The organism is Rahnella sp. NRRL B-41462, from assembly GCF_003263525.1.
Classification (GTDB): Bacteria; Pseudomonadota; Gammaproteobacteria; order Enterobacterales; family Enterobacteriaceae; genus Rahnella; species Rahnella aceris.
Map to the genome: position 1 here is coordinate 13692 of NZ_JYDF01000089.1, position 21188 is coordinate 34879.

Consider the following 21188-nt stretch of genomic DNA (forward strand, 5'->3'; position numbering starts at 1 on the left):
ACTGGCGCTTGCCCGACCGGTTTCCCTCCGGACTAAGCGCCCCGCCCTTTCCCTCTCTTCGCTGTCTGCTTACCTGTTGTGCCAGCTGTTTCACATCCCACTCAGATTGCCGCCCGGCGTGCTATTGCGCAGACTGAACTCACCTCCTGACGATTTCACTCACTTGTGGAGAAAGTTCATGAAAGTCTATGCAGAACAGGGCGATACCCTCGATTCTCTTTGCTGGCGCTATTACAACCGCACGGCACTCGTCGTCGAAAAAGTGTATGCCGCCAATATTGGCATCGCGGATTTAGGCCCGTTATTACCTCACGGCACAGCCGTCTTTATGCCCGACATTGCAGAACAACCGGTTCAGGAAACGATCAAATTATGGGACTGAATACGGAGCGCATCAGTTCAGGCTGCGCCTATTTCATCGCCACTTCGCTGACCTGGCTCGCCAGTCTGACATCGCAGGACGTCGCCTTTCTGGTCGGCTCAGCAGTTGGCGTCGGCACGTTTTTGATCAACTGGTACTACCGGCGCAAAAGCTATCAGTTGCTGGCACGTAAAGGTCTGAGCAAAGACGACTATGAAAACCTCAACTCTTAAACGCTGTAGTGCCGCCGTGGTCCTGGGGCTGATGGCAGCACTGCCAGGCTACAGCTCTTTGCAGGTGTCAGAAGAGGGTCTGCGGTTGATCACCGATTTTGAAGGCTGTCAGCTGCAACCCTATCAATGCAGCGCTGGCGTATGGACCAGCGGCATCGGTCATACGGCCGGCGTTAAACCGGCACAGGAAGTCACCGAACATCAGGCCGCTGAAAACCTGCTGGGGGATATTCAGCAGACAGAGCGCGCCGTAAAAAAATGTATGCCGGTGATCATGCCGCAACCGGTTTTTGATGCCGTGGTGTCCTTCAGTTTTAACGTCGGCACCGGTGCCGCCTGTAAATCAACACTGGCGTTTTTCATCAACCAACAGCAGTGGCAACAAGCCTGCGACCAGTTGCCACGGTGGGTTTTCGTCAATGGCGAACGCAACCGGGGTCTGGAACGCAGGCGAAATGCCGAACGTACTCTCTGCCTGAAAGGAGTCTGAATGCGTCTGTTAACAGCACTTCTGGCGGGGATGGTTTTACTGGTCGCCATCCTGTTGCTTTCCAATCGCTCATTACAGCACGACCTCAACAATGCCAGTCAGCAACGCGATGCCCTGATTACACAGTTACAACAACGCGAGCAGTTGATCGCCACACTGAACCAGCAAATGCGCCAGCGCGAGCAAGCTGAACTGGCGTTACGCGAAGACCTGAACACCGCCCGGCAAGTGATGCAAAGCCGTGAGCAACAAAGGCAGAGGAGCCTCCATGATGATCCGCAAACCCGTCAGTGGGCTGACAGCAGTCTGCCTGCTGATATCAGCCGGTTGCACCAGCGTCCCGCCTTCAGCTCCGCCAGCGATTATTTACGTTGGCTGTCCGGCGGTCAGCTCATGCCCTATTCCGGCCAGCAAACCGGCCACCAATGAAGATCTGAGTACCGACATTCTTCAGCTGGAGTCCGCGCTGATGGATTGCGGCTTACAAATTGAAGCCATCAAAAAGTGTCAGGAGGCACAACATGCAAAAACCGATTCAATTGCAACAACGGCTGATTGAACAGATCCCCTTGCTTGCGGCTACGCCTGAAAAACTGGTGATTGCCACCGGGCCGGGCAATGTGGTGGCCACATCTGCACCTTCGCTTTCTTTTGAGTACCGCTATCCGCTGACAGTGACGATCACTGACGACGCGCTCAGCGAAACGCTGGTCGATCTGGCCGTAGTCACCGTTCTCGACTGGCTGCAGGTTAATCAGCCTGAAATTCTCGGCAACGCCTTGCACCGGCTAAATGATTTTACCTTCACTCAGCAGGAACGAAGCCTCGTTCTGGTGCTGCAACTGACAGAGCGCGTCCAGGTAAGTGACAAGGATGAGGTGCGCACCATCACTCATCTCCCGGAACCGCCACTGCCAGAAAATGTGGCGCTGCCGCGTCAGGTTTATCTCAACGGCGAACTGATCAGCAGCTGGACGGTGTAACCCGATAAACCTTGTTGTGTCAGCCGCTGGCGAACGGTCACCGGTTGTCGCTCAACCCTCTGAAACGGCATCCTTTATCCCATGAATACGACTCTTCAACTCAACGACATAATGCGGCTGATTGGCAATCTGGTACGCATCGGCAAAGTCTCCGAACTGGATCTTGCCAACGCCCGCTGCCGCGTCAAAACGGGCAGCAACGTGACAGCCTGGCTGCCGTGGATGACGCATCGCGCCGGACGTACGCGCAGCTGGTGGGCGCCCTCCGTCGGTGAACAGGTTTTGCTGCTCTCGATGGGCGGCGAGCTTAATACGGCATTCGTGTTACCGGCAGTATTTTCTGATGCTTCGCCCGCCCCATCAGCCTCGCCGGACGCCTTTCATCTGGCCTTCCCAGACGGCGCAGTTTTTGAATACGAACCGGCACAAAGCGCTCTGAAAGTGACGGGAATTAAAACAGCCGTGATTAACGCAGCGCAAAAGGTTGAGGTGACCGCACCCGAAATCCGCTGTACCGCCAGCACCCGCATCACGCTCGACACGCCGGAAGTAGTTTGCACCAGCAAACTGACTACCGGATCTCTCGAGGTGAAACAAGGCGGCACGCTGACCGGCAACTTAACCCACAGCGGCGGCAGCCTGACATCCAACGGCATCGTTGTGCACACTCACCGCCACAGCGGTGTTCAGACCGGCGGCGGTCAGACAGGAGGCCCGCAATGAGCAATCCCAAGTACCTGGGGATGAACAGAAACAGCGGTATGGCTATCGAAGATCTCGACCATATCCGCCAGTCCGTGAGCGACATTTTGAATACACCGGTCGGTTCCAGAGTGATGCGCCGCAATTACGGTTCGTTACTTTCTGAGCTGATCGACCAGCCGCAAAACGGCGCACTGCAACTGCAGATGATGGCAATTTGCTACACCGCATTGTTGCAGTGGGAACCCCGCATTTCACTGAATGCCATCACTTTCGAGACCGATTACACCGGCAAGATGGTGGTGGAACTGACCGGAAGCCGTAACGACACGGCAACGGATTTTTCCCTGAATATTCCTGTGAGCTGACACTTATGGCAACGATCGATTTGAGCCAATTACCGCCCCCTGATGTGGTCGAAGAACTGGATTATGAAAGCCTGCTTGAAGAACGTAAAACGACGCTGATTTCGCTCTATCCAGCCGATCAGCAGGAGGCCATCAGCCGCACGCTGACGCTGGAATCCGAACCGCTGGTCAAACTGTTGCAGGAGAATGCCTACCGCGAACTGATCCTGCGCCAGCGGGTGAACGAAGCCGCACGCGCCGTGATGGTGGCCTATGCGACGGGCAGTGATCTGGATCAGCTTGCGGCGAATTTCAACGTTCAGCGCCTGGTTTTACAGCCTGCGGATATCAATACAATCCCCCCAAAAGCCGCCGTTCTAGAAGCCGATAGCGATTTACGCGTGCGTATTCCTCAGGCGTTCGAAGGGTTGAGCGTGGCGGGCCCGACCGGAGCTTACGAATATCATGCTCGTTCGGCAGACGGACGCATTGCGGATGCATCGGCTATCAGCCCGTCTCCCGCTGAAGTGACCGTCACTATTTTGTCACGAGACAACGATGGCGTTGCCTCTGATGACTTGCTCATTGCCGTTGAAAAAGCCCTGAACGATGAAGATGTCAGGCCTGTTGCCGATCGCGTCACTGTGCAGGCAGCTGAGATTGTGCCTTATCAGATTGATGCCGTGCTGTATGTCTTGCCCACACCTGAAATTGAGCCTGTTCGCGCGGCCTCTGAAGCGCAGTTAAAAACGTATATCAATACGCAAAGTCGGCTAGGCCGTGATATCCGGCTTTCTGCAATCTATGCCGCTCTGCATGTTGAAGGCGTTCAGCGGGTAGAGCTGTCGTCACCGCTGGCGGATATCGTGCTTGATAAAACTCAGGCGTCACTCTGTACCGGTTACTCACTGACAGTGGGAGGCTCGGATGAGTGATCGTCTGTTACCCTCGGGTTCCACTCAGCTTGAGGTTGCGGCCGCGCAGGCGCTATCGCAAATCGGTAATCTCAGCGTTCCTCTGCGTGAACTCTGGGATCCTGATACCTGTCCGCTGGAGCTGCTGCCTTATCTTGCCTGGTCATTTTCGGTCGATCGCTGGGATGAAAACTGGACCGAACCAGCGAAACGCTCTGCAGTTAGCGCGGCCTGGTTCGTTCATAAACATAAAGGAACTATCGGGGCTTTGCGGCGGGTCGTTGAACCGCTGGGATATTTAATTCGCGTCACCGAATGGTGGCAGACCAACGATATTCCGGGCACTTTTCGCCTCGATGTCGGCGTGCTTGAAACGGGCATCACGGAAGAAATGTATCAGGAACTCGAACGTCTGATCACCGATGCCAAACCCTGCAGCCGCCATCTGAACGGTCTCTCCATCAATCTGGATGTCACGGGTGATTTTTATATAGCAGCAGCGACTTACGACGGAGAAGAACTGACGGTTTATCCGTATTTCCCCGAAACCATTACAGCATCCGGATCCGCGTTTACCGGTTCAGCAATCCATTTAATCGACAACCTGAGAGTGAATTATGACAGCTAAATATTATGCCCTGCTGACCAATCTGGGCGCAGCGAAACTGGCCAATGCGACGGCGCTGGGTACGCAACTCAGCCTGACCCAAATGGCGGTCGGTGATGGCGGCGGTACCCTGCCAACACCGGACCCTGCTCAAACGCAATTAATTGGCGAAAAACGCCGGGCGGCGCTCAATTCACTGAGTGTTGATCCGGCAAATACTAATCAGATTATCGCCGAACAAATTATCCCTGAGGATCAGGGCGGATTCTGGATCCGAGAAATTGGCTTATTTGATCAGGACAATACGCTGATTGCTATCGCCAACTGCCCTGAAACCTATAAACCCCAGTTACAGGAAGGCAGTGGCCGGACGCAGACGGTTCGTATGATTTTAGTGGTAAACAGCACGGACGCGGTCACGCTGAAAATTGATCCGTCAGTGGTACTGGCAACACGCAAATATGTCGATGATAAAGTCATTGAGGTTAATGCCTATGCAGACAGCCTTATGGCTGCTCACCTGGCGGCAGCTTCGCCTCATCCACAATATGAAATACCTGTTGGTATCCCCCTTCCCTGGCCGACAGCAACTCCACCGGCTGGTTGGTTAAAATGTAATGGCGCTGCGTTTGATAAGGCAAAATATCCTAAGCTCGCCGCTGTTTACCCACTGGGTTTGTTGCCTGATTTGCGAGGCGAGTTTATTCGTGGTTGGGATGATGGCCGAGGAGTTGATACCGGACGAGTGATCTATGGCGCTCAGGGAGCTACCGGGATCAGAACCGCGGCGCTGGATTACTTCGGAGTCGATGAGACAGCGGCCGGAGCAACAATAGGCACTTCGTTTGTTGCCGCTGACTCAGCTAGCACTTTACAGCCCGCAGGAGCGAAAAGCCCAGCCAACACTACTCTTGGCTCCATCTTGGCGGACAACAGCATGACCGCCGTACAATCATCCTCCGGTTTGACAAATCCTGCTGGTGTATGGATCACTATGCGTCCTCGTAATATCGCTTTTAATTATATTGTTCGGGCAGCCTGATCCTCTTAAAACGTAAAAACTTCCGGACCTGTGCAAAGAGATAATTATTATTATCTCTTTTTTATTTCCCCTCTCTGTTGTGCCACCGCCCCCACGCCCCTGATCAAATGCGCTTTCTGTTGCGAACCGGCATCCTTGCTTTACCACCCACAACAGAGAGAGTCACCCTGATGGCTGATTATCATCACGGCGTGCGTGTTGTCGAAATCAACGACGGCACCCGCGTTATTTCCACCGTTTCCACAGCAATTATCGGCATGGTTTGTACCGCAGAAGATGCGGATGCGACTGTTTTCCCTTTGAATACCCCGGTTCTGATCACTGACGTTCTGGCGGCCAGCGGTAAAGCGGGCACCAGCGGAACATTGCGTGCCGCGCTTCTGGCAATTGCAGACCAGTGTAAACCTGTCACCGTCGTGGTACGTGTCGCCACGGGTGAAGATGAAGCCGCAACCACCAGCAACATCATTGGCGGTTCTGATGCCAATGGCCGTTACACCGGTATGAAAGCGCTGCTTTCTGCGCAGGCAGAGCTGGGCGTGAAGCCTCGTATTCTGGGTGTCCCTGGTCTGGATAATCAGGCTGTCGCGACCGCGCTGGCAGGTGTTTGTCAGCAGCTGCGTGCGTTCGGTTATGTCAGCGTTTATGGTGCAAAAACCATTTCCGATGCGATCAAATACCGCGACAACTTCAGCCAGCGCGAGCTGATGCTGATCTGGCCAGACTTTGTTAACTGGAATACCACCACCAGCCAGTCTGATATCGCTTATGCCACCGCCCGCGCTCTGGGTTTACGCGCCAAAATTGACCAGGACACTGGCTGGCATAAAACCTTATCCAACGTCGGCGTTAACGGTGTTACCGGTCTGTCCGCCAGTGTCTTCTGGGATTTGCAGGCAACGGGTACCGACGCGGATTTGCTGAACGAAGCCTGTGTGACAACACTGGTGCGCAAAGACGGTTTCCGTTTCTGGGGCAACCGGACCTGCAGCGATGACACACTGTTCCTGTTCGAAAACTACACCCGTACAGCGCAGGTTCTGGCCGACACCATGGCCGAAGCGCACATGTGGGCGGTCGATAAACCAATGACCCCGACACTGGTGCGCGACATGATTGACGGCATCAAAGCCAAAATGCGCGAAATGAAATCAGCGGGTTACATCATTGACGGCGACTGCTGGTATGACGAAACCGCGAACACCGCTGAAACTCTGAAGGCCGGTAAGTTGTATATCGATTACGACTACACTCCGGTTCCTCCACTGGAAGATCTGACCCTGCGCCAGCGTATCACCGACTCTTACCTGGTGAACTTTGCCGCGTCCGTAAACAGCTAAGGAGACAAAAACTCATGGCACTTCCTAAGAAATTGAAATACCTGAACCTGTTTAATGACGGGAACAGCTACCTCGGTCTGGTCTCCTCACTGACGCTGCCGAAACTCACCCGTAAACTGCAAAACTATCGTGGCGGCGGCATGAGCGGTTCGGTCGCGGTGGACTTCGGGCTGGATGACGATGCGCTGACGCTGGAATGGTCCATCGGCGGTCTGGATGAGCTGGTTCTGCAGCAATGGGGCAGCACATCAGACATTCCGCTGCGGTTTGCCGGTTCATTGCAGCGCGACGACACCGGTGATGTCTCCGCAGTCGAAGTGATGATGCGCGGCCGTCACAAAGAGTTTGATTTCGGCGAGTACAAACAGGGTGAAGATACTGAAACCAAAGTCACCACCCAGTGTACGTATTTCAAACTGACCATCGACGGCAAAGAACTGATTGAGATCGACACCGTCAATATGGTGGAAGTCGTCAACGGCGTTGACCGTCTGGCGGAACACCGCACCGCGCTCGGCTTGTAATCCCTTCCCTGAGCCGGCAGCTTTTGCCGGCTTGATTTCCGATTTAAGCAGGAAAACGTATGAATCTCACTGATATCAACGACAACACCGTGATTTTGGATGTTCCGCTAAAACGCGGTGAAATGGAAATCACTGAAGTTCAGGTGACTAAACCCACAGCCGGCAGCCTGCGGGGTATCGGCCTCGCGGCGCTGGCGAACGCCGATGTGGACGCGCTGATCACTATTTTGCCGCGCATCACGTATCCGAATCTGACCAAAGAAGAATGCTCGCGCCTGGAGCTTCCCGATCTGATCGCGCTGGCAGGTAAGGTGATAGGTTTTTTATCGCCGAAACCGGTGGCGTAAGTATTGCGCCCCGCCTCACCGTGGATGACCTGATGGCAGATATCGCGGTGATATTTCACTGGCCGCCGTCCGAGATGGACGGTATGTCACTCACCGATCTGCTGAACTGGCGACATAAGGCACTGCAACGCAGCGGAGTAAAAACAGATGAGTAATCTCGAACAGTTACCTCACACGCTGGAAAAAATAAATCAGGATCTGGCCGCCTTCAGGGCCGAAACCGACAAGGTCAGAGAAAACCTGCTGATGCTGCCCGGGAAGACATTATTCAGCGTCGTCTCAGAAGACATCACTGATGCTTCCCTTCAGTTTGAAAAGTCGCTTTTCGCCCCGGACAGCGAAACCGAAACGCAGGCATTTTCCGGCCTGAAAAAGGCGGTGGCCAGCCAGTCGGCAGAAAAGTTGCGGCAGCAACGCCCGATGCAAATGGAACAGAAAGGGCTGGAGATCGGGCAACAGTTTAAAAATCGCGAACTGAAAATTGGCCAGTTAAAAAATATCAGCTCATCAGCCCTTTCCTTTGCACAACCGAAACTGGCGCTGGCGCAAACTTTTCTCAAACCGGGTGCAGATCTGGAGGCCGGGCTGGCTGAAGTGCAGTCGGTACTCGGACTGAAAAATGACGATCCGCACGTTGCCGCTCTGCGTCAGCAAAGTCTTTCGATGGCGGCTTCCGGCCATTCGCCGGCGGCGGTTGTGGCCAGACAGCAGGCATTAGCGAAAGGCGGAATGAATGCCGATCAGGTTCTGGAACAAACACCGGCGGCACTGAATGGCGCAACGCCTGCTGCGCAGATGGCGGTGACCGTGAAAGGCGACAATCTGGATGGCGATATCACTAAGTTATTTGCCACCTGGGACACTATCCGTATCAATCTTTTTGATGGGCAAAGTGCCGCCCTGCGTGAACTGACGCAAACGGCTACCAGCTGGCTGGGCACGATCAATACCTGGATCACCGATAATCCTATGCTGGTGAATTCCCTGCTCGGTCTGGCATTAGGCATCACGGGCATTGTCGGCGGTATGGGTGCGCTCGGCATGGTCATCGCGCCGGTGCTCAGCGGCATCAGTATGCTGATGGCGGGAGCCGGTTTGCTTGGGACTATTTTTACCGGTACCGGTGGCATGATTGCCGCAGCGTTCACGGCCATCGGGTTGCCACTTCTGCCCGTCATCGCACTGATCGCCGGGATCGGGATCGCCGTAGTGAAACTTTGGGAACCGATCAGTGCCTTTGTCGGCGGAGTAATTGACGGATTTACTGCTGCAATGGGGCCAATAAGTGGCGCGTTTACACCGTTCAGAACTGCGCTGGGATGGATTACGGATTTGTTTGAGCCAATCCACTTCACTCAGGACACCCTGAGCGGCTTCACTGATATCGGCAAAGAGGTCGGAGAAGCGATCGCAGAGATTTTCGTCACGCTGAATAAAGCCGTCTCTCAAATCGGCGAAGTCTTTAGCTGGGCGAAAAAAGGATGGGACTCCATTTTTGGTGACAGTGAACCCGCTGAACGCCCGGATATCTCAACACCGCCATTAGATGGCATCTCCCCAACCGGCGGTGCGCTGAACCTGTATCAGCCAGCTAAAAGCAGCGTGGCCAACAACCTGACGGATAACCGGGCAACGACGGTAAATTTAAGTTTCACAGCTACCCCGGAGACGGATCATAGCCAGGTCAGAGCCTGGATCGAGGATTCCATTAACCAGCGGGAATGGAACAATACCAACAATCTCCTCAGCCAGTACAACAACGGAGGGATTTACTCATGATGATGTCGCTGGGTTTATTTGTGTTTAAGTTGAGCACGCTGCCCTATCAGAATACGAACCGTCAGGTGAACTATGGCTGGGGGGCGAACGCGCGTTTCGGACAGCGTCCGGTCTCTCAGTTTCTCGGGCTGGGTGAGGAAACGATAAAAATCACCGGGCAATTATTGCCTGAAATGACCGGCGGCATGCGCTATTTGCAGGCACTGCAGAGCATGGCAGATTCAGGGCGGGCATGGCCACTCATTGAAGGCAGTGGCACGATTTACGGCATGTTCGTTATCAAAAGTATAGCCAATGACAATGCCGAGTTTACTTCCAGCGGCCAGGCGCGAAGCATCAATTTCACGCTCAATCTGACGCGCGTCGATGAATCGCAGGCCGCCATGTTCGGCGATCTGCTGACCCAGGCCGAGGGCTTATATAACAAGGCCAGTTCGGCACTCAACAATTTCGCCAGCGGAGTCTGATCATGCTTACTGATTTGCAGCTACCCGTTGGCGCACGCATCACGCCCGCATTCACGCTGACGATAAAAAATAAGGTGCTGGAAGAAAATATCTCTGCTCGGATCATCAGTTTATCTGTCACGGATAACAGCGGTTTTACCGCAGACACATTGAATTTAACCTTCGATGACAGCGACGGGCAATTGCAAATGCCCGTTCGCGGCACCGTTTTGCATCTGCATCTGGGATGGTCGAAACAGGCGCTCTATGACTGCGGCTATTTCACGGTCGATACAGTCACTCATTCCGGCTCTCCGGACAAAATAGGAGTGGTTGCCCGCAGCGCTGATTTCCGCGGTTCTTTTGATAACAAAATCAGCCAGTCTTACGATGATTACACGCTCGGCGCGATTGTCAGAATCATTTCAAGCCGGAATAAATTAGATCTGCCAGTAATCCCGCAGGAACTTGATAGCGTTAAGATCCCGCATATTGACCAGACCAGCGAAACGGACAGCTACTTTCTCACCCGGCTGGCACAACGTTACGGTGCGCAGGTAACGGTTAAAAACGGCGCAATTTTATTTTTTAAAGCAGGCACCGGTCAAACCTCTTCCGGACAAGCAATCCCCTGGAAAACCATTGTCCGCAGTGACGGCGATAACCACAACTATCAGATGGTCGATAAGAAGGCATACGATGGCGTGAAGGCGCAGTGGCATGATCTCAAAACGGCGACCACCAGCAATGTTGCTCTCAAGCGTTCGCCCGCAGAAGGCAAAGAAGCCCAGCCTGCCAGTTACATCGCGGGATCCGGGACAAATGTTCTTGAACTGGGCAAAATATTTCCTGACGAAGAGACTGCTAAGCGGGCTGCGGATTCAGTGTTCAATCAGATTCAGAATGATGCCGCAACATTCAGCATACGGCTGGCCCTGGGACGTGCTGATTTGAGTGCGCAATCTCCGGTCAATGTGCAAGGGTTTAAAGACGTGATCGACAGTCAGCGCTGGGTGATTGATTCCGCTCTGCATGAGATTAATGAGAAAGGTTTTACTACTAAATTGATTCTGAAACCTTATGTTGCAGATATCACTTATCAGTCTTCAATTTTGCAACTATAACTTGCTTTTGCGAATTATGAGTTCATAATTACCTCATCGCTTACCTGTTATGCCGGAGGTTTTTATGATGCATTGTCCACTTTGCGGAAAAGTAGCCCATACGCGTTCGAGCCGCTATCTGAGTGAATCGACCAAGGAACGCTATCATCAGTGCCAGAATATCAAATGCAGTTGTACTTTTGCGACGCATGAATCAGTCGCCCGGGTTATCTCAAAACCGGGTAGCCAACCTGCCACTGCGTAGCCATTTTGTAGTCACTGATGTAAAAAAAAGGGGTTAGCCGATGGCTAACCCCTTGTTCTATATTAACTAGTAGATGTCGCGTTAGCGATACCTTAGTTAAGACGCTCTTTAATACGAGCAGACTTACCAGTACGCTCACGCAGGTAGTACAGTTTAGCTTTACGAACGGCGCCACGACGTTTAACAGTAATGCTGTCGATTACCGGGGAGTGAGTCTGGAATACACGCTCAACACCTTCGCCGTTAGAAATTTTGCGAACAGTGAATGCAGAGTGCAGACCGCGGTTACGAATAGCGATAACCACGCCCTCGAATGCCTGCAGACGCTTTTTAGAACCTTCAACGACCCATACCTTAATTTCCAGAGAATCACCTGGACGGAATGCAGGTACGTCTTGCTTCATCTGCTCTTGTTCGATTTGTTTAATGATATTGCTCATAATATGTCTCTTACCCTAGGTAAACTGATATATCGGGACGGCCTCGCGTTATGCTTTGGCGTTCCCTTCATAGTTTTGTTGACTGAGCCGATGTTCCTTTTGGAACTCTCTCAGCAACACCTCTTGCTCGTCAGTCAGAGCTAGGTTTTCCAGAAGTTCAGGTCTTCTAAGCCAGGTTCGACCCAGCGACTGTTTCAGGCGCCAGCGACGTATATCAGCGTGGTTGCCCGACAGTAAAACTGGCGGTACCTCCATGCCTTCCAACACTTCAGGGCGGGTATAATGGGGACAATCCAACAATCCGTCAGCGAAAGAATCTTCTTCTGCTGAAGCCTGACGACCCAGAACGCCCGGTATAAAGCGGGAAACTGAATCAATCAGAGTCATTGCCGGCAACTCTCCACCGCTAAGAACATAATCGCCAATTGACCATTCTTCATCAATTTCGGTTTTAATTATGCGCTCATCGATCCCTTCATAACGGCCACAAACCAGAATAATTTTCTGATGGGCCGCCAGCTCGCAAACACCGGTTTGATCCAGTTTGCGCCCCTGAGGTGAAAGATAAATCACCTTCACACCTTCGCCTGCCGCTGCTTTTGCTGCATGAATAGCTTCCCGTAAGGGTTGCACCATCATCAGCATCCCGGGACCACCGCCATAAGGGCGCTCATCCACGGTACGATGTCGATCGTATGCGAAGTCACGAGGACTCCAGCAATTTACGCTCAACAGGCCATTCTTAACTGCCCGGCCAGTTACCCCGTAATCCGTAATTGCGCGGAACATTTCAGGAAACAGGCTAATTATACCAATCCACATAGCCTACCCCTTCCAAATGTTTGACCGCTCAACCAGACGTTGTTTACATCAGTAAACACTACGGAGGTCAAAAACCAGGATCCCAATCTACTTCAACAGTGCGAGTAGCGAGATCGACTTTCTTGATAACCTGCCCATCGAGGAACGGAATCAACCGCTCCTTGAGTCCGAAGGCATCTTTCAGGTTGGCTTTAACTACCATCACATCGTTAGAACCGGTTTCCATCATATCGATGATTTTGCCCAGTTCGTAACCGGAAGTTGTCACTACCTGGCAACCGAAAAGGTCTTTCCAGTAGTAGTCACCGTCTTCCAGTGGAGGCAGTTGCTTTGAATCGACGACAATTTCGCAATTAGTCAGAAGATTCGCGGCATCCCGATCATCAACGCCTTTGACTTTGATAATCAGGTCCTGAGTGTGGCGTTTCCAGCCTTCCAGCTCGACAACTTGCCACTTACCGGCACGCTGGATAAACCAGGGCTGGTAGTCAAAGATGCTTTCAGCGTCTTCGGTGGATGAAAACACTCTGAGCCAACCACGAATGCCGTACGTTGAACCCATTTTGCCAAGAACTAACGGCTCAGCGGGTACCACTGGATTGGATTGCTTGCTCATTGCCACCACCGCGACAGATTAAGCTGCTTTCTTAGCGTCTTTGATCAGCGCAGAAACGCGATCAGAAACGGTAGCACCCAGACCAACCCAATGGGCAACACGGTCCAGATCCATACGCAGTGCTTCAGCCTGGCCAGAAGCCAATGGGTTGAAGAAACCTACGCGTTCGATGAAACGACCGTCACGAGCGTTGCGGCTGTCGGTCACTACTACTTGATAAAACGGACGCTTTTTTGCGCCGCCACGTGCTAAACGAATTGTTACCATAACATCCTCTTTAGTTAATAAAACAACCAGACCCCATCGGGGAACGGGGTCTGGTTGCAATATAAAAAGCCCGAAAATTTTACTCATTTTGGCGCAAAAAGCAATCTAAAGCGTAGAAACCTTAGCCACCATTTTGCATGAGCCACCTATATGGCTGATATATAGGCAGTGACGTCGATTAACGGCCAGGGAAACCTGGTGGCATCATACCTTTCATGCCACGCATCATTTTCGCCATGCCGCCACTCTTCATTTTCTTCATCATGCGCTGCATATCGTCGAACTGCTTAAGTAAGCGGTTGACGTCCTGCACCTGCATGCCGGAACCCATCGCGATACGACGCTTACGGGAACCTTTAATAATTTCTGGCTTAGCGCGCTCTTTCAGCGTCATCGAGTTGATGATCGCTTCCATCCGCACCAGCACTTTGTCATCCATCTGGGATTTGACGTTATCCGGCAACTGACCGACACCCGGCAGTTTGCTCATCATACTCGCCATGCCGCCCATATTACGCATTTGCTTGAGCTGCTCGAGAAAATCGGTCAGGTCAAAGCCGTCGCCTTTCTTGAGTTTGCTGGCCAGTTTTTCAGCCTGCGCGCGGTCAACTTTGCTCTCAATATCTTCGATAAGTGAGAGAACGTCGCCCATACCCAGAATACGGGAGGCAATACGATCCGGATGAAACGGCTCCAGCGCATCGGTTTTTTCACCCATACCCAGGAATTTAATCGGCTTGCCGGTGATGTGACGAATCGACAGCGCAGCACCGCCGCGGGCATCACCGTCGACTTTTGTCAGGATCACACCGGTCAGCGGCAGCGCCTCATTAAACGCTTTCGCGGTATTCGCGGCATCCTGACCGGTCATAGCATCGACCACAAACAGAGTTTCAACCGGATTAATCGCGGCATGTACCTGTTTGATTTCGTCCATCATCGCTTCGTCGACGTGTAAACGGCCGGCGGTATCGACAATCAGCACGTCGTAGAATTTCAGTTTCGCCTGCTGCAGGGCGCGGCTAACGATATCAACCGGCTTCTCCTGTGCATCAGACGGGAAGAAATCCACTTCAACTTGCTGCGCCAGGGTTTCCAGCTGTTTGATCGCCGCAGGGCGATAAACGTCGGCGGACACCACCAGTACTTTTTTCTTTTTCTTTTCTTTCAGGAATTTCGCCAGTTTACCGACGCTGGTTGTTTTACCTGCACCTTGTAAACCCGCCATAAGAACCACGGCCGGAGGCTGCGCTGCTAAATTAAGCTCGGTGTTCGCCTCGCCCATCGCAGTTTCCAGTTCTTTCTGGACAATTTTGACGAATTCCTGCCCCGGCGTCAGACTCTTATTGACCTCATGGCCAACAGCGCTTTCCTTCACCCGGCTGATGAAGTCACGTACGACCGGCAGCGCAACGTCCGCTTCCAGTAAGGCCATACGCACTTCACGTAATGTCTCTTTGATATTTTCTTCGGTCAGCCGCCCGCGGCCGCTGATATTGCGCAGTGTGCGCGACAATCGATCGCTTAAATTCTCAAACATCGTCTCTTGCTCAACGTAATGACAGGCCGCTTTTGCGACGTAATTGCGGGATTATAACACGAAGCGCGGACGATCTCTGCTTTGGCATCTCAGATAGGTTGGAGCGTGACGCGGGTAACGTTATACTGCGGTTCTCATTCACTTTTCGATGCTACCGAAACGCTATGTCAGTTTTTGCTCTCGTCGCCATGTTGACCTATCTGCTCAGCCTTGCACTGATCATTCCGAGCATCATCCGGAAGAACAGCGCATACCGGCGTTTAGCACTGATTTCCGTTGTGGTGGCACTTGTTTGCCACGCTGTCGCATTGCAGCAACGTATTTTCGACGTCAGCACCGGCCAGAACCTCAGCCTGGTCAATATCGGCTCGGTGGTCAGTTTAATCATCGGAACGGTGATGACCATCGTAGCCTCGCGCAATCGCGGCTGGTTTGTTTTGCCAATTGTTTACAGCTTTTCGCTGATCAATCTGGCGTTCGTGACGTTTCTTCCTGGCGAATTCATCACGCATCTTGAAGAAAGCAAAGGCTTACTGGTACATATCGGCCTGGCATTATTCTCTTATGCCACGCTGATGATTGCCGCCCTTTACGCGTTGCAACTGGCGTGGCTGGATTATCAGCTAAAGAATAAACGCCTGACGTTTACGGCTGATATGCCGCCGTTAATGAGTATTGAACGCAAACTTTTTCACATCACTCAGATTGGCGTTATTTTACTGACGCTGACGTTGTGCACCGGATTACTTTATCTGAACAACCTGTTCAGCCCAGAGAATATCGACAAGGCTGTCTTATCGATACTGGCATGGTTTGTTTATATCGTTCTGCTGTGGGGCCATTATCACGAAGGCTGGCGTGGCCGTCGCGTGGTATGGTTCAGCATGGCGGGCGCCATCCTGCTTACTCTTGCCTATTTTGGCAGTCGCCTGATCCAGCAAATCATGGTTCATTAATTAAAAGGAATACCCGTTGGAGCACGTCTCAACAACAACCCTGATCATCACATTGATCATCATGGTGGTGGTTTCGGCTTATTTTTCAGCCTCCGAAACCGGTATGATGACACTCAACCGTTACCGGTTACGTCACCTGGCTAAACAGGGTAACCGCGCGGCGCGTCGCGTCGAAAAGCTGTTAAAACGCCCGGACCAGCTGATCAGTCTGGTACTTATCGGTAACAACCTGGTCAACATCCTTGCTTCCGCTCTGGCAACCATTGTGGGCATCCGTCTTTACGGCGATGCCGGTGTAGCGATTGCCACGGGTGTACTGACATTTGTCGTACTGCTGTTTGCAGAAGTGCTGCCTAAAACATTTGCCGCCCTGAATCCTGAACGCATCGCGTTTCCGAGCAGCATTTTGTTGCGTCCGCTGCAAACCATTATGATGCCGCTGGTGTGGATCCTTAACAGTCTCTCGCGTTTGCTGATGCGAATGTTTGGTATCAAAACCACCACAAGCCTCAGTGACGCCGTCAGTAAAGAAGAGCTGCGTTCCATCGTGAACGAGTCACGCTCGAATATCTCGCGCCGGAATCAGGACATGCTGCTTTCCGTGCTTGATCTTGAGAAAGTCTCTGTTGATGACATCATGGTTCCGCGCAATGAAATCGTCGGTATTGATATCAATGACGACTGGAAATCGATTATTCGTCAGCTTACCCACTCACCTCATGGCCGTATTGTGCTTTACCGAGACTCACTCGACGACGCTATTGGGATGCTACGTTTGCGCGAAGCTTATCGCCTGATGACCGAGAAAAAAGAGTTCACCAAAGAAAATCTGCTGCGCGCCGCTGACGAAATTTACTACATTCCGGAAGGCACGCCGCTGAACATTCAGCTGGTAAAATTCCAGCGAAATAAAAAGAAAGTGGGCATCGTGGTTGATGAATACGGTGATATTCAGGGGCTGGTAACGGTTGAGGATATCCTCGAAGAAATCGTCGGTGATTTCACGACGTCGATGTCGCCAACGCTGGCAGAAGAAGTCACGCCGCAAAGTGATGGTTCAGTACTGATCGAAGGCAGCGCGAACGTGCGGGAACTGAATAAAGCCTTTAACTGGCATCTGCCAGCCGAAGAAGCGAGAACTATCAACGGCATGCTGCTGGAAGTGCTGGAAGAGATCCCGACAATCGGTACTAATCTGCGCATAGAGGACTATGAAGTTGAGATCCTGGATGTTCAGGACAACATGATCAAACAGGTGCAGGTCCGTCCGTTACAACCGTTGCAAAGCAGTGTGAATCAGCGCTAATCCTCTGAATTTCAGACATAAAAAAGACGCGAATTTCGCGTCTTTTTTGTCATCCGCACAAACTAAAAACTAGATGTGCAGTTCGGACAATTTCTCTTTTGGCAGAGCCAGATCATCGTTATGGTTCACAACAACATCATGATCGAGAATGTGCTGTGCAATTTCCTGGGCTTCTTTCAGGGAATGCATTTCGTAAGTCCCGCACTGGTATTCATTCAGCTCAGGGATCTGGCGCTGCTCTTTCACTTTCAGAACGTCAGCCATCGCTGCTTTCCAGGAGTCAGCAACCCGTTGCTCTTCCGGCACACCAATCAGGCTCATGTAAAAACCGGTACGGCAACCCATCGGAGAAATATCAATGATTTCAACACCGTTACCGTTCAGATGATTACGCATGAAACCCGCGAACAGGTGCTCGAGCGTGTGGATACCACGTTCCGGCATCACTTCAATATTCGGGCGGCAGAAACGCAGATCGAACACAGTGATCGTGTCCCCGTGCGGGGTTTTCATGGTTTTTGCGACGCGAACAGCAGGTGCTGCCATACGGGTATGGTCTACGGTAAAGCTATCCAACAGTGGCATATCGTCACCTCTCCTAAATAAATTAATTTTTTTTACGAACTCAGGAAACCTTTTCCCAGCATGCGGGTCTTAATTAGTGAAAGACGCGCATTTGTTATCATCATCCCTGTAAACAGAGATGTTTATTTGGCCACATTAATTGTGGCCTTTTTCTTTTCTACTCATTGCTACTGCCTGCATTCGCAGCCAGGTATTCTTCAAAGCTTAGCTTATCACTGGCTTCCAGTGTGCGCTGACGCTGCCATGAACCATCCTGTTCAGCCATCAGAGCGCTTTCATCCAACACTTCCAGCGGTTCACTCACCAGCATCTGACGATATTTTTCTGCCAGTTCCAGCCCGAGGTTACCGACGCCCTGCTGTTTCAGATCCTTGAGGATGCGGGCAGAGTAAGTCAGTTCAGGATCATCAAACGCAGCAACCAGCTTTTTACAAACATCCTGATAGAGATGATCACCGTTTTGGTTATCCATGATCTGAGCTACCCGATTCAGATCAGCAAACAACGCATTGCCAACGCTGGCTAACGGCTGACGTTCATCGTTACACCCGATACCAATCGTCTGGCCCGGTTTACGTCCTTCGAGGATCACCCGGTTCCAGTTTTTACGCGTACAAAGCAGCTCGTCGCTGTTCATTTCCGGCGCATCCGCTAAAGCACACCATACCAAAAACAGATCCAGGAAACGCGCCTGGGTTGCATCAATACCCACCGGAGAGAACGGGTTGACGTCCAGCGAGCGGACTTCAATATATTCGATCCCGCTGCGCATCAGCGCATCCGAAGGTGTTTCACCCGATTTGGTGACCCGTTTAGGACGGATTGGCGCATAAAGTTCGTTCTCAATCTGTAACACATTGGTGTTCAGCTGAAGGTATTTCCCGTCTTTTTTCACACCCATTTCCGCATATTCAGCAGACGGTGTGCGGATCGCTCTCTTCACGCCCTGAACGTAGGTGTTCAGATCATTAAAAGTGATGCCCAGATTGCTCTGTGACTTATTGGTATACCCTAAATCACTCAGACGCAGTGATGTCGCATAAGGCAGATAACACAATCCACCTTCGGTATATTCGAAAGGCAGATCCGTTTCACGTCCTTTGAGGAATGAGGAACAGATTGCAGGCGAAGCCCCAAACAGATACGGGATCACCCAACCGAAACGGTAATAGTTACGGATGAGTTTGAAATAACCTGCAGAGATCGCCTCTTTCCCGCTTTCCGTATCAGTCACGCCCAACCGCTCCTGCCAAAACGTCATCGGCAGCGAGAAATTGTAATGGATGCCGGAAATTACCTGCATCAGCGCGCCATAGCGGTTTTTCAGGCCTTCGCGATAAAGTGTCTTTAAACGCCCGATGTTCGACGAACCATATTGCGCCAGTTCGATATCCTGTCCGGATTCGATAAAGCAGGGCATGCTGAACGGCCACATACGCTCGTCACCAAGCTCACGGGCCACATGACGATGAATGTCACGGAGAAACGCCATCAGATGTTCAATATTGTCATCGACGGGCGTAATAAATTCTAATAAGGCTTCAGCAAAATCGGTGGTGATCCAGCGATGCGTCAGAGCCGCACCTAAAGATTCCGGGTGGCCCGTAGTCGCTAATGAACCGTCAGGATTAACCCGAAGCGTTTCACGCTCGATACCACGACGAATACCTTTTAATGCCTGAGGGTGGGCTTCCAGCCAGGAAAGCGCCTGAGATACATCCGGGATCAAATTGACCTCCCGCTTGGTGAAACCATTAATTTGCAAGCATACTGAATCTGCATAGATGTGACCATAATTGATAGCTGATGCCAATCTAACCGAACCATGAGAGCCCCTCCAGCGTTACAAAAGTCAAAAGGATGTAACGCACTGCTTTTCCGATAAACATGAAAAAGACGACAGGACCCCACGGCATTCGCAGCCAACCTGCTAATACGCATAACACATCACCAATCACCGGTAACCAGCTCAGCAATAACGCCGCAGGTCCGAAGCGCTTCAGCCAGCCCTGTGCAACATTGAGTCCACGTTGAGGCTTAAGCTGCGGCAAAAAGCGTCCGATGATGACGTTGGTTATGCCACCTAAGGTATTGCCAACTGATGCAGACAAAACCAGTGCCGCTGGCATTGCGCTGCCAGCTGACAATAAAGCCACTAATAAGACTTCTGAATTCCCAGGCAATAATGTGGCACTTAAAAAGCTGCTGCCGAATAAGGAAGCCAGCGCCAGGGTGCTGCTCACAGCGTACGCACGTCCACAAAATCCATATTGGCGCGTTTTGCTGCCTCAATACCGAAATCAGCATCTTCAAAGACGACACATTTTTCAGGAGGCACGCCAATCAGCTCCGCACAACGCAAAAAAGTGTCCGGTGCAGGTTTGTGATTCTTCACGTCATTGGCCCCCACAATCGCATCAAAGCAATCGCGCAGCCCTAAATGCCGTAAGAGTGCATCTGCCATCCAGTGCTCACTTCCTGTTCCTACCGCCATTGGACGCCGGCCATGATAAGCCTTCACGACATCAATCAGCGGCAGAGGACGTACGGTATCGAGCAACATTTCCTGCACGGCAGCCGTTTTCTCAGCAGCAAGAAGATGGGGGTCCATCTCAACATTATTACTGTCTATAACAAACTTGGCGATGCGCCAGGTTGGAGAGCCATTCAGAGCGACCATGGAGTCGACATCATACCGCATGCTGTATTTGGTCAAGACCTGATGCCATGCCTTACGGTGCGTAGGTTCGGTATCCAATATGGTGCCATCCATATCAAATATTAGCCCTTCGTATCGATCGTACATCGAATGCTCCATGATCACGAAAAAACAGGAAAACTACTTTATCGCAAAGTCTGTAGAAAGTCGCATTTTGTCCACGCGCACAGCACATCAGAACACGTCAGAAAGATCAGGAAAATGAAAAAGAAGAGTGAGATACAGACGTGAAATCCAGAAAACAAAAAACCCGCCGAAGCGGGTTTTCTAATGCTGAAAGACAAAAATCGCTTCAACATACACAAAATATGGTGCACCCAGGAAGATGACTCGGCGGGGCCTCGCCCTGCGGGCCGTTGCTAAAGCAACGTTATCTTCCTTCGTGCTACCTTCATGCCGGAGGACCCTATACGAAAGTCGTCGCTCAAACACGTTTAGAATATGGTGCACCCAG

The 21188-nt window shown here is 51.8% G+C and carries 30 protein-coding genes; 21 read left to right on the forward strand and 9 right to left on the reverse strand.

What is annotated here, in order from left to right; genetic code table 11:
• The first annotated feature begins 178 nt into the window (after positions 1-178).
• The 19 genes from UC14_RS19795 to UC14_RS19880 all read left to right on the forward strand — a co-directional run bounded on the left by UC14_RS19795 (position 179) and on the right by UC14_RS19880 (position 11483).
• Entirely contained in the window at positions 179-382 is a 204-nt protein-coding gene (locus UC14_RS19795) for a tail protein X (protein WP_013574056.1), read from the forward strand.
• Positions 373-594, forward strand: a complete 222-nt coding sequence (locus UC14_RS19800; RefSeq protein ID WP_013574055.1) for an HP1 family phage holin — start codon at positions 373-375, stop codon at positions 592-594. Before UC14_RS19795 ends, UC14_RS19800 begins: the two co-directional genes overlap by 10 nt.
• A complete protein-coding gene (locus UC14_RS19805; protein WP_013574054.1) occupies positions 575-1084 on the forward strand; it encodes a lysozyme in 510 nt (169 codons plus the stop codon). The genes UC14_RS19800 and UC14_RS19805 overlap by 20 nt, the downstream gene beginning before the upstream one ends.
• A complete protein-coding gene (lysB, locus tag UC14_RS19810; protein ID WP_037034126.1) occupies positions 1085-1513 on the forward strand; it encodes an Rz-like lysis system protein LysB in 429 nt (142 codons plus the stop codon).
• Positions 1401-1643, forward strand: coding sequence for an Rz1-like lysis system protein LysC (lysC, locus tag UC14_RS27145; RefSeq protein ID WP_232829710.1), 243 nt, complete (start codon positions 1401-1403; stop codon positions 1641-1643). The genes lysB and lysC overlap by 113 nt, the downstream gene beginning before the upstream one ends.
• Positions 1606-2067: a phage tail protein gene (locus UC14_RS19815; RefSeq protein ID WP_112198271.1), complete on the forward strand. Its 462-nt coding sequence runs from the start codon at positions 1606-1608 to the stop codon at positions 2065-2067. The genes lysC and UC14_RS19815 overlap by 38 nt, the downstream gene beginning before the upstream one ends.
• 81 nt (positions 2068-2148) lie before the next feature.
• Positions 2149-2790, forward strand: a complete 642-nt coding sequence (locus tag UC14_RS19820; protein WP_013574051.1) for a phage baseplate assembly protein V — start codon at positions 2149-2151, stop codon at positions 2788-2790.
• On the forward strand, positions 2787-3137 hold the full coding sequence (locus UC14_RS19825) for a GPW/gp25 family protein (RefSeq protein ID WP_013574050.1): 351 nt from the start codon (positions 2787-2789) through the stop codon (positions 3135-3137). Before UC14_RS19820 ends, UC14_RS19825 begins: the two co-directional genes overlap by 4 nt.
• A gap of 5 nt (positions 3138-3142) precedes the next feature.
• A complete protein-coding gene (locus UC14_RS19830) occupies positions 3143-4051 on the forward strand; it encodes a baseplate assembly protein (RefSeq protein ID WP_013574049.1) in 909 nt (302 codons plus the stop codon).
• Positions 4044-4658 carry a phage tail protein I gene (locus UC14_RS19835; protein WP_112152133.1) on the forward strand — a complete coding sequence of 205 codons (615 nt, stop codon included), beginning with the start codon at positions 4044-4046 and terminating at the stop codon, positions 4656-4658. The genes UC14_RS19830 and UC14_RS19835 overlap by 8 nt, the downstream gene beginning before the upstream one ends.
• Positions 4648-5679: a phage tail protein gene (locus tag UC14_RS19840; protein ID WP_112152132.1), complete on the forward strand. Its 1032-nt coding sequence runs from the start codon at positions 4648-4650 to the stop codon at positions 5677-5679. The genes UC14_RS19835 and UC14_RS19840 overlap by 11 nt, the downstream gene beginning before the upstream one ends.
• Before the next feature lie 170 nt (positions 5680-5849).
• Complete coding sequence (locus UC14_RS19845; RefSeq protein WP_013574046.1) at positions 5850-7019, forward strand: phage tail sheath protein; 1170 nt, start codon at positions 5850-5852, stop codon at positions 7017-7019.
• Positions 7020-7033: 14 nt separating this feature from the next.
• Entirely contained in the window at positions 7034-7543 is a 510-nt protein-coding gene (locus UC14_RS19850) for a phage major tail tube protein (protein WP_013574045.1), read from the forward strand.
• A gap of 59 nt (positions 7544-7602) precedes the next feature.
• Positions 7603-7890 (forward strand): phage tail assembly protein, encoded by a 288-nt coding sequence (locus tag UC14_RS19855; RefSeq protein WP_013574044.1) that lies wholly within the window; start codon positions 7603-7605, stop codon positions 7888-7890.
• Positions 7891-7910: 20 nt separating this feature from the next.
• Complete coding sequence (locus tag UC14_RS19860) at positions 7911-8045, forward strand: GpE family phage tail protein (protein ID WP_013574043.1); 135 nt, start codon at positions 7911-7913, stop codon at positions 8043-8045.
• Positions 8038-9669: a phage tail tape measure protein gene (locus UC14_RS19865; protein ID WP_112198272.1), complete on the forward strand. Its 1632-nt coding sequence runs from the start codon at positions 8038-8040 to the stop codon at positions 9667-9669. Before UC14_RS19860 ends, UC14_RS19865 begins: the two co-directional genes overlap by 8 nt.
• Positions 9666-10136: a phage tail protein gene (locus tag UC14_RS19870; RefSeq protein ID WP_015689398.1), complete on the forward strand. Its 471-nt coding sequence runs from the start codon at positions 9666-9668 to the stop codon at positions 10134-10136. The genes UC14_RS19865 and UC14_RS19870 overlap by 4 nt, the downstream gene beginning before the upstream one ends.
• Before the next feature lie 2 nt (positions 10137-10138).
• On the forward strand, positions 10139-11239 hold the full coding sequence (locus UC14_RS19875; RefSeq protein WP_112198273.1) for a contractile injection system protein, VgrG/Pvc8 family: 1101 nt from the start codon (positions 10139-10141) through the stop codon (positions 11237-11239).
• 64 nt (positions 11240-11303) lie between these two features.
• On the forward strand, positions 11304-11483 hold the full coding sequence (locus UC14_RS19880) for an ogr/Delta-like zinc finger family protein (RefSeq protein WP_013574039.1): 180 nt from the start codon (positions 11304-11306) through the stop codon (positions 11481-11483).
• A 92-nt stretch (positions 11484-11575) separates the two neighbouring features.
• On the opposite strand, the gene rplS is transcribed toward UC14_RS19880, so the two are convergent.
• The 5 genes from rplS to ffh form a co-directional block, all read right to left on the reverse strand.
• On the reverse strand, positions 11576-11923 hold the full coding sequence (rplS, locus tag UC14_RS19885; protein ID WP_013574038.1) for a 50S ribosomal protein L19: 348 nt from the start codon (positions 11921-11923) through the stop codon (positions 11576-11578).
• A gap of 48 nt (positions 11924-11971) precedes the next feature.
• Entirely contained in the window at positions 11972-12745 is a 774-nt protein-coding gene (gene trmD / locus UC14_RS19890; RefSeq protein ID WP_013574037.1) for a tRNA (guanosine(37)-N1)-methyltransferase TrmD, read from the reverse strand.
• Positions 12746-12812: 67 nt separating this feature from the next.
• The gene (gene rimM, locus UC14_RS19895) at positions 12813-13361 is read right to left on the reverse strand and encodes a ribosome maturation factor RimM (RefSeq protein WP_013574036.1); all 549 of its coding nucleotides are present in this window, start codon (positions 13359-13361) and stop codon (positions 12813-12815) included.
• 18 nt (positions 13362-13379) lie between these two features.
• The gene (rpsP, locus tag UC14_RS19900; protein WP_015689395.1) at positions 13380-13628 is read right to left on the reverse strand and encodes a 30S ribosomal protein S16; all 249 of its coding nucleotides are present in this window, start codon (positions 13626-13628) and stop codon (positions 13380-13382) included.
• A 178-nt stretch (positions 13629-13806) separates the two neighbouring features.
• On the reverse strand, positions 13807-15168 hold the full coding sequence (gene ffh / locus UC14_RS19905) for a signal recognition particle protein (RefSeq protein ID WP_013574034.1): 1362 nt from the start codon (positions 15166-15168) through the stop codon (positions 13807-13809).
• 164 nt (positions 15169-15332) lie between these two features.
• Between ffh and UC14_RS19910 the strand changes: the two genes are divergently transcribed.
• Positions 15333-16124 carry an inner membrane protein YpjD gene (locus UC14_RS19910; RefSeq protein ID WP_112198274.1) on the forward strand — a complete coding sequence of 264 codons (792 nt, stop codon included), beginning with the start codon at positions 15333-15335 and terminating at the stop codon, positions 16122-16124.
• Positions 16125-16140: 16 nt separating this feature from the next.
• A complete protein-coding gene (locus UC14_RS19915) occupies positions 16141-17430 on the forward strand; it encodes an HlyC/CorC family transporter (protein ID WP_013574032.1) in 1290 nt (429 codons plus the stop codon).
• A gap of 69 nt (positions 17431-17499) precedes the next feature.
• Here UC14_RS19915 and luxS read toward each other — a convergent pair whose 3' ends face one another.
• From luxS to yqaB, 4 genes are all read right to left on the reverse strand, one after another.
• Entirely contained in the window at positions 17500-18015 is a 516-nt protein-coding gene (luxS, locus tag UC14_RS19920; RefSeq protein ID WP_013574031.1) for an S-ribosylhomocysteine lyase, read from the reverse strand.
• 157 nt (positions 18016-18172) lie between these two features.
• Positions 18173-19744, reverse strand: coding sequence for a glutamate--cysteine ligase (gene gshA / locus UC14_RS19925; protein WP_112152142.1), 1572 nt, complete (start codon positions 19742-19744; stop codon positions 18173-18175).
• An 85-nt stretch (positions 19745-19829) separates the two neighbouring features.
• Entirely contained in the window at positions 19830-20258 is a 429-nt protein-coding gene (locus tag UC14_RS19930; protein WP_112198275.1) for a YqaA family protein, read from the reverse strand.
• Entirely contained in the window at positions 20255-20821 is a 567-nt protein-coding gene (yqaB, locus tag UC14_RS19935; protein WP_112152129.1) for a fructose-1-phosphate/6-phosphogluconate phosphatase, read from the reverse strand. The genes UC14_RS19930 and yqaB overlap by 4 nt, the downstream gene beginning before the upstream one ends.
• Positions 20822-21188 lie beyond the last annotated feature (367 nt).

Bases quoted from the DNA above. Each gene is read 5' to 3' on its own strand.
- rplS (WP_013574038.1), bottom strand. From the start codon at position 11,923: ATGAGCAATATCATTAAACAAATCGAACAAGAGCAGATGAAGCAAGAC.
- lysB (WP_037034126.1), top strand. From the start codon at position 1,085: ATGCGTCTGTTAACAGCACTTCTGGCGGGGATGGTTTTACTGGTCGCC.
- UC14_RS19795 (WP_013574056.1), top strand. From the start codon at position 179: ATGAAAGTCTATGCAGAACAGGGCGATACCCTCGATTCTCTTTGCTGG.
- UC14_RS19820 (WP_013574051.1), top strand. From the start codon at position 2,149: ATGAATACGACTCTTCAACTCAACGACATAATGCGGCTGATTGGCAAT.
- luxS (WP_013574031.1), bottom strand. From the start codon at position 18,015: ATGCCACTGTTGGATAGCTTTACCGTAGACCATACCCGTATGGCAGCA.
- yqaB (WP_112152129.1), bottom strand. From the start codon at position 20,821: ATGTACGATCGATACGAAGGGCTAATATTTGATATGGATGGCACCATA.
- UC14_RS19840 (WP_112152132.1), top strand. From the start codon at position 4,648: ATGACAGCTAAATATTATGCCCTGCTGACCAATCTGGGCGCAGCGAAA.
- UC14_RS19835 (WP_112152133.1), top strand. From the start codon at position 4,044: ATGAGTGATCGTCTGTTACCCTCGGGTTCCACTCAGCTTGAGGTTGCG.
- UC14_RS19825 (WP_013574050.1), top strand. From the start codon at position 2,787: ATGAGCAATCCCAAGTACCTGGGGATGAACAGAAACAGCGGTATGGCT.
- UC14_RS19875 (WP_112198273.1), top strand. From the start codon at position 10,139: ATGCTTACTGATTTGCAGCTACCCGTTGGCGCACGCATCACGCCCGCA.
- trmD (WP_013574037.1), bottom strand. From the start codon at position 12,745: ATGTGGATTGGTATAATTAGCCTGTTTCCTGAAATGTTCCGCGCAATT.
- UC14_RS19805 (WP_013574054.1), top strand. From the start codon at position 575: ATGAAAACCTCAACTCTTAAACGCTGTAGTGCCGCCGTGGTCCTGGGG.
- rimM (WP_013574036.1), bottom strand. From the start codon at position 13,361: ATGAGCAAGCAATCCAATCCAGTGGTACCCGCTGAGCCGTTAGTTCTT.
- UC14_RS19865 (WP_112198272.1), top strand. From the start codon at position 8,038: ATGAGTAATCTCGAACAGTTACCTCACACGCTGGAAAAAATAAATCAG.
- UC14_RS19800 (WP_013574055.1), top strand. From the start codon at position 373: ATGGGACTGAATACGGAGCGCATCAGTTCAGGCTGCGCCTATTTCATC.
- UC14_RS19910 (WP_112198274.1), top strand. From the start codon at position 15,333: ATGTCAGTTTTTGCTCTCGTCGCCATGTTGACCTATCTGCTCAGCCTT.
- UC14_RS19850 (WP_013574045.1), top strand. From the start codon at position 7,034: ATGGCACTTCCTAAGAAATTGAAATACCTGAACCTGTTTAATGACGGG.
- UC14_RS19815 (WP_112198271.1), top strand. From the start codon at position 1,606: ATGCAAAAACCGATTCAATTGCAACAACGGCTGATTGAACAGATCCCC.
- UC14_RS19880 (WP_013574039.1), top strand. From the start codon at position 11,304: ATGATGCATTGTCCACTTTGCGGAAAAGTAGCCCATACGCGTTCGAGC.
- UC14_RS19855 (WP_013574044.1), top strand. From the start codon at position 7,603: ATGAATCTCACTGATATCAACGACAACACCGTGATTTTGGATGTTCCG.
- rpsP (WP_015689395.1), bottom strand. From the start codon at position 13,628: ATGGTAACAATTCGTTTAGCACGTGGCGGCGCAAAAAAGCGTCCGTTT.
- UC14_RS19870 (WP_015689398.1), top strand. From the start codon at position 9,666: ATGATGATGTCGCTGGGTTTATTTGTGTTTAAGTTGAGCACGCTGCCC.
- ffh (WP_013574034.1), bottom strand. From the start codon at position 15,168: ATGTTTGAGAATTTAAGCGATCGATTGTCGCGCACACTGCGCAATATC.
- UC14_RS19830 (WP_013574049.1), top strand. From the start codon at position 3,143: ATGGCAACGATCGATTTGAGCCAATTACCGCCCCCTGATGTGGTCGAA.
- UC14_RS19845 (WP_013574046.1), top strand. From the start codon at position 5,850: ATGGCTGATTATCATCACGGCGTGCGTGTTGTCGAAATCAACGACGGC.